General features: G+C 42.7%; 5 protein-coding genes. All 5 read left to right on the forward strand.

Features of this window, described 5'->3' with window-relative positions; all coding sequences use genetic code 11:
* The first annotated feature begins 4 nt into the window (after positions 1–4).
* The 5 genes from cdd (at position 5) to DW173_RS08735 (ending at position 5550) form a co-directional block, all read left to right on the forward strand.
* Positions 5–487, forward strand: a complete 483-nt coding sequence (gene cdd, locus DW173_RS08715) for a cytidine deaminase (protein WP_049702434.1) — start codon at positions 5–7, stop codon at positions 485–487.
* A gap of 2 nt (positions 488–489) precedes the next feature.
* Positions 490–1329, forward strand: a complete 840-nt coding sequence (locus tag DW173_RS08720; RefSeq protein ID WP_008025757.1) for an AraC family transcriptional regulator — start codon at positions 490–492, stop codon at positions 1327–1329.
* A gap of 88 nt (positions 1330–1417) precedes the next feature.
* The gene (locus DW173_RS08725; RefSeq protein ID WP_049702433.1) at positions 1418–1999 is read left to right on the forward strand and encodes a DUF417 family protein; all 582 of its coding nucleotides are present in this window, start codon (positions 1418–1420) and stop codon (positions 1997–1999) included.
* A 99-nt stretch (positions 2000–2098) separates the two neighbouring features.
* A complete protein-coding gene (locus DW173_RS08730) occupies positions 2099–3472 on the forward strand; it encodes an FAD-dependent oxidoreductase (RefSeq protein WP_120144320.1) in 1374 nt (457 codons plus the stop codon).
* A gap of 377 nt (positions 3473–3849) precedes the next feature.
* Positions 3850–5550, forward strand: coding sequence for an ABC-F family ATP-binding cassette domain-containing protein (locus DW173_RS08735; RefSeq protein ID WP_120144321.1), 1701 nt, complete (start codon positions 3850–3852; stop codon positions 5548–5550).
* Positions 5551–6089 lie beyond the last annotated feature (539 nt).

Here is a 6089-nt window from a genome sequence, read left to right on the forward strand (position 1 = left end):
GTATATGAAAGACCTCACAATTACCGCTATTATTAAAGTATATCAATATGATGAGTTGAATGAGGGCGATCGGTCACTAATAAAGACTGCCATGGAGGCAACAGCTCGTAGTTATTCTCCGTACTCCCATTTCTCCGTAGGTGCCGCTGCGCTATTGGGCAACGGGACAGTAGTGACAGGAACCAATCAGGAAAATGCGGCCTATCCGTCGGGGCTTTGTGCAGAACGTACTACCCTATTCTATGCCAACTCCCAATATCCCGACCAATCGGTTGTCACTCTTGCCATTGCGGCACGAACGGAAAAGGACTTCATCGACCATCCGATTCCTCCCTGCGGTGCTTGCCGGCAAGTGATTCTGGAAACGGAAAAGCGTTACAAACACCCCATCCGCATCCTATTATATGGCAAAGAATGTATCTACGAAGTAAAAAGTATAGGCGATCTACTGCCATTATCATTTGACGCATCAGCAATGGAGGATTAATTATGTTACAACAATATCACACGAAACTAAAAGGAACACTCGCACTTACAGACTCTTATCTGACAGAAAAAGCACTGCAAAAAGAAAAAGGGCTTTATAAATTTATATGGGTACGCAACGGAAGCATCACGGTAGAAATCGACCATCAGGAAATGACGCTTACCAAAGATGAAGTGATTTCACTCACTCATCTGCAACACCTCGAATTTAAATCGATTGATGGTGAATACCTGACTTTATTGTTCAATAGCAATTTCTATTGTATCTATGGCAACGACCATGAAGTGTCATGCAGCGGCTTCCTGTTCAACGGTTCATCGCACCTGATCCGTTTCACACTGAACGAAAAAGAACGTAAAGAACTCGACACTATTACCGAAGCACTGGAAAATGAGTTTACCGTTTCCGACAGCCTGCAGGAAGAGATGCTGCGCATCCTGCTGAAACGTTTCATCATCCAATGTACCCGGATTGCACGTCATCGCATGAATATCACTCGTGAAAAAGAATCCGGTTTTGAGATTGTCCGCCAATACTATAATTTGGTCGACGAGCATTACCGGACGAAGAAACAGGTGCAGGACTATGCCGATATGTTGCATAAATCTCCCAAGACACTATCGAACATCTTTTCCACCTGCAAACTGCCTTCGCCGCTTCGGGTTATCCACGAACGGGTGGAAGCGGAAGCTAAACGTCTCCTGCTTTACAGCAACAAAAGCGCCAAAGAGATTGCCGATATTCTGGGATTTGAAGACCAGGCTTCTTTCAGCCGTTTCTTCAAAAATATGACCGGACAGAGCGCCGTGCAATTCAGAAATACACAGGAAGGGAAAAATTGACAAGGCATACGGAAGTATTGCTATTTGGGGGGTAGTGGAAATGGACGACCTTTGCAACATAAGATAAACCAATTAAAACCCCAACAAAATGAAAGAGAAATTGATCGCTTTACTGACCTTCACTTCAAGTCTGAAAAGTTTTGGTATGAAATTTATCCGCGTTGCCATTCTGGTGGTATTTGTATGGATAGGCGGATTGAAGTATTTCCATTATGAAGCCGACGGGATTGTTCCGTTTGTTGCCAACAGTCCTTTTATGAGTTTCTTCTATGCTAAAGGTGCACCCGAATACAAAGAACATAAAAATGCGGAAGGTGCTTTTGTCCCGGAAAATCGTGCATGGCACGAAGCAAACCGCACTTATACTTTCTCTTATGGACTGGGAGCTCTTATTATGAGTATCGGCATACTGGTATTCCTGGGAATCTTTTTCCCAAAAGTGGGATTGGCAGGCGACACCCTCGCCATTATCATGACGCTCGGCACACTTTCTTTTCTTGTCACCACCCCGGAAGTCTGGGTTCCCGACTTGGGAAGCGGAGAATTTGGTTTCCCATTACTATCCGGTGCAGGGCGGTTGGTGATTAAAGACATTGTGATCCTGGCCAGTGCCGTAGTGTTATTATCCGACTCGTCACAACGCGTACTCAAAACACTTAAAAAAAACTAAGACAACCACTAAAGAGGATTCTGACTTCTTGCCATTGCGGAACAAATCGTATTTTCAGACTGTTATATAGTCTCATACGAATCGTTAATACAAGAAGTTATGAAACAATATGATGCAATTATTATAGGATTCGGCAAGGCAGGGAAAACCCTGGCTGCCGAACTTTCCAACCGCGGATGGCAAGTGGCCATCGTAGAACGTTCCAACATGATGTATGGAGGAAGCTGTCCGAATGTAGCCTGTATCCCAACAAAGACGCTGGTGCATGAAGCCGAGGTTTCCGCTTTGCTTTACCACGATGATTTTCCGAAGCAGACGAATATGTACAAACAGGCCATCGGCCGAAAGAACCGCCTCACTTCCTTTCTTAGGAATGATAATTACGAAAGACTAAGTAAACGTCCTAATGTGACTATCTATACCGGAACGGGGTCTTTCATATCCGCCGATACCATAAAAGTGGAACTTCCCGAAGGAGAAATCGAACTGAAAGGAAAAGAGATATTTATCAACACGGGGTCTACTCCCATTATCCCTGCAATAGATGGTATTCAGCAAAGTCAGCACGTATATACCAGTAGTGCGCTTTTGGACTTAAGCGTACTTCCTCATCACCTGATTATCATAGGTGGAGGATATATCGGACTGGAGCTCGCTTCTATGTATGCCGGTTTCGGCAGTAAAGTGACGATACTCGAAGGAGGAAACAAATTTATGCCTCGTGAAGATCGGGATATTGCAAACAGCGTCAAAGAAGTGATGGAGAAGAAAGGTATTGAAATCCATCTGAACGCTCGTGCGCAGTCTATCCATGACACGAATGACGGAGTGACACTGACTTACTCGGACGTATCCGACGGTACTCCTTATTATGTAGATGGAGATGCCATTCTTATCGCAACGGGACGTAAACCGATGATTGAGGGATTGAATCTGCAAGCAGCGGGTGTAGGAGTTGATGCCCACGGAGCTATCATCGTAAACGATCAGTTACGCACTACTGTTCCTCATATATGGGCAATGGGAGATGTGAAAGGCGGATCGCAATTTACTTATGTCTCGCTGGATGATTTCCGGATTATCCGTGACCAACTCTTCGGTGACAAGAAACGTGATATCGGAGACCGTGATCCTGTGCAATATGCAGTGTTTATTGATCCGCCATTGGCGCATATCGGAATCAGTGAAGAAGAAGCTCTGAAAAGAGGATATTCATTTAAGGTTTCCCGGTTGCCGGCATCCTCCATCGTCCGTACCCGTACATTGAGGCAGACAGATGGTATGCTAAAAGCTATCATCAATAATCATAACGGGAAGATTATGGGCTGTACTCTATTCTGCGCCGATGCTTCAGAAATCATCAATATCGTAGCTATGGCGATAAAGACAGGCCAGACGTCTACATTCTTGCGCGATTTTATCTTCACGCATCCCAGTATGAGTGAGGGATTAAATCAACTGTTTGATGTATAAGAATAAGAAAGAGTATAACTCACTTCTAAAACAGAGCCTCTGAATAGAGTAAACAGAGGCTCTATTTGGAGTAATCGGAGGCTCCGAATGAGGTAAACGGAGCCTCTAAATAAATGAAATTCATTCTTTTTCAGTCTTAATAGAGTGAAATCTAATAGAAAGTGTTATCTTTGCAGCCAAGTTAAACTATATACCTACCACAATGAGAATTACTAAGTAAGACAACACTTCTAAGTAAACATCACTTTTCTTATATGCTTTTTCTATTTTGTTAAGCATCACGAAATCCGTGTTGTTTAGCCAGTATTGTGTTTGTCGTTCCCCCTATCCTGTGTTTTTTTTCACTCTATTTTCAACCTCAAACCCAATAGATCATCATGTCTATCAGTATCCAACAAATCAGCTATATCCATCCGGATAAAGAAGTATTATTCAGTGACCTCAATTTCGCCATCAGTAAAGGGCAGAAATTGGGATTAGTCGGTAACAATGGTTGTGGCAAATCTACTTTGCTACAAATTATTGCCGGACAGTTATCACCCTCTTCCGGTGTCATTGTCCGCCCGGACGACCTATATTATATCCCGCAACATTTCGGGCAATATGATTCACTGACCATTGCACAAGCTCTTCAAATAGAGCGTAAACAGCAAGCTCTGCACGCCATCCTGGCAGGAGATGTCTCAAACGAGAATTTCACCATTCTAAATGATGACTGGAATATCGAAGAACGTTCCATTGCCGCTCTCGATTTATGGGGATTAGGACAGTTTACGCTATCCTACCCGATGAATCTGCTTAGTGGCGGCGAAAAGACCCGCGTATTCCTGGCAGGTATGGACATTCATCATCCATCTGTCATACTTATGGATGAACCGACCAATCATCTCGATTCTTCCGGCAGACAACGTTTATATGACTGGGTAGAAAAATATCGTTCCACCCTGTTGGTGGTAAGTCATGACCGTACCCTGCTCAATCTTCTCCCCGAGATTTGCGAACTGGAGAAGCATCAAATCAATTATTATGGCGGAAATTACGAATTCTACAAAGAACAAAAAACGCTGATGCAGGAAGCATTGCAACAACGTATTGAAGAAAAAGAAAAGGCACTACGTATTGCCCGTAAAGTGGCTCGCGAAACGGCCGAACGCAGGGACAAACAGAATGTACGCGGCGAAAAGAGTAATATAAAAAAAGGAGTTCCACGCATTGTATTGAACGCACTCCAAGGGAAATCCGAGAAGAGCACTAGTAAACTGACTGGCGTTCATCAGGAAAAAGCCGAGAAGTTAACAGATGAGCGCAACCAGCTTCGAGATTCGCTCTCTCCGACTGCTGCATTAAAAACCGACTTCAACAGTTCCTCGCTTCATACCGGGAAGATATTAGTGACAGCAAAAGAGATTAACTTCAGTTATCATTCCAATTCGGTTAACAATGATATTCTGACGAATGATGAAATAAATTCGTCTAACACAGGTTATCATCCCAATCCGAATAGCAATGATATTCAAGAAAATAGCATCTCAAAACAACAGCTTTGGCAAGCTCCTGTCAGCTTTCAGCTAAAGAGCGGAGACCGCCTCCGTATAGAAGGAGCCAACGGTAGCGGGAAAACAACTCTATTGAAATTAATCACCGGCCAACTTCAACCACAGGAAGGAACCCTGACACGGACGGAGTTTAGCTATGTCTATTTGAATCAAGAGTATTCGATCATTGACGACCGGAACAGTATTCTTGAACAGGCTTACGCTTTCAACAGCCGGAATCTGCCGGAGCATGAAATAAAGATTATTCTAAACCGTTACTTGTTTCCTGCATCCGAATGGGACAAATCCTGCCGGAAACTTAGTGGTGGTGAGAAAATGCGTCTCGCTTTCTGCTGTCTGATGATTAGTAACAATACCCCTGATATGTTTATCCTGGATGAACCTACCAACAATTTGGACATACAAAGTATTGAAATTATCACTGCTACTATCAAAAATTATGCAGGTACTGTGATAGCAATCTCACACGACAATTATTTTATTCAGGAAATTGGTGTCGAACAATGCATTTTATTGAGTTAGTCTATTGATATTTTATCCAGGGCAACCGCACCAAAATTTAATTCATATCCGCACAGTTTTGAATAAAATAATGGAGTATTCTGGAAACGTTGTGGTAAATCTGAAAAAGATGATTGAGTTTTTAAGATTCCCCGTTATCTTTTTATTATAAGATATGGGTCAAAGGTGAGGGTTGGTGAGGGTAGATTTATAACTTTCGTATTTTTTTTTATAGATAAAAAAGGAGATAGTATAGAAAATAATAAAATAAAAGGTTATAAATCTACCCTCACCAACCCTCACCTTTGACCCATTCATTAGCGCAACGTTTAACTCGTTTCAGTACAGTTCTTAATTAAATGGGAATTTAGCGGTTAAATGAGAATTTATCGGTTAAATGGGAATTTTGCAGTTAGGCTGAAAGCCTTACAATTATATATTTATTGGGGTGCCCTGAAAGGGCTTAATTATATAGCGTAGGGCAACGCCCTACGTAAAAACGACAATCTGAATTTGCGCCCTGAAAGGGCATAATTGTATACAGTTCCGCCCTTTCAGGG

The organism is Bacteroides sp. AM16-13 (genome assembly GCF_003602705.1).
GTDB lineage: Bacteria > Bacteroidota > Bacteroidia > Bacteroidales > Bacteroidaceae > Bacteroides > Bacteroides xylanisolvens.

Bases quoted from the DNA above. Each gene is read 5' to 3' on its own strand.
- cdd (WP_049702434.1), top strand. From the start codon at position 5: ATGAAAGACCTCACAATTACCGCTATTATTAAAGTATATCAATATGAT.
- DW173_RS08720 (WP_008025757.1), top strand. From the start codon at position 490: ATGTTACAACAATATCACACGAAACTAAAAGGAACACTCGCACTTACA.
- DW173_RS08725 (WP_049702433.1), top strand. From the start codon at position 1,418: ATGAAAGAGAAATTGATCGCTTTACTGACCTTCACTTCAAGTCTGAAA.
- DW173_RS08730 (WP_120144320.1), top strand. From the start codon at position 2,099: ATGAAACAATATGATGCAATTATTATAGGATTCGGCAAGGCAGGGAAA.
- DW173_RS08735 (WP_120144321.1), top strand. From the start codon at position 3,850: ATGTCTATCAGTATCCAACAAATCAGCTATATCCATCCGGATAAAGAA.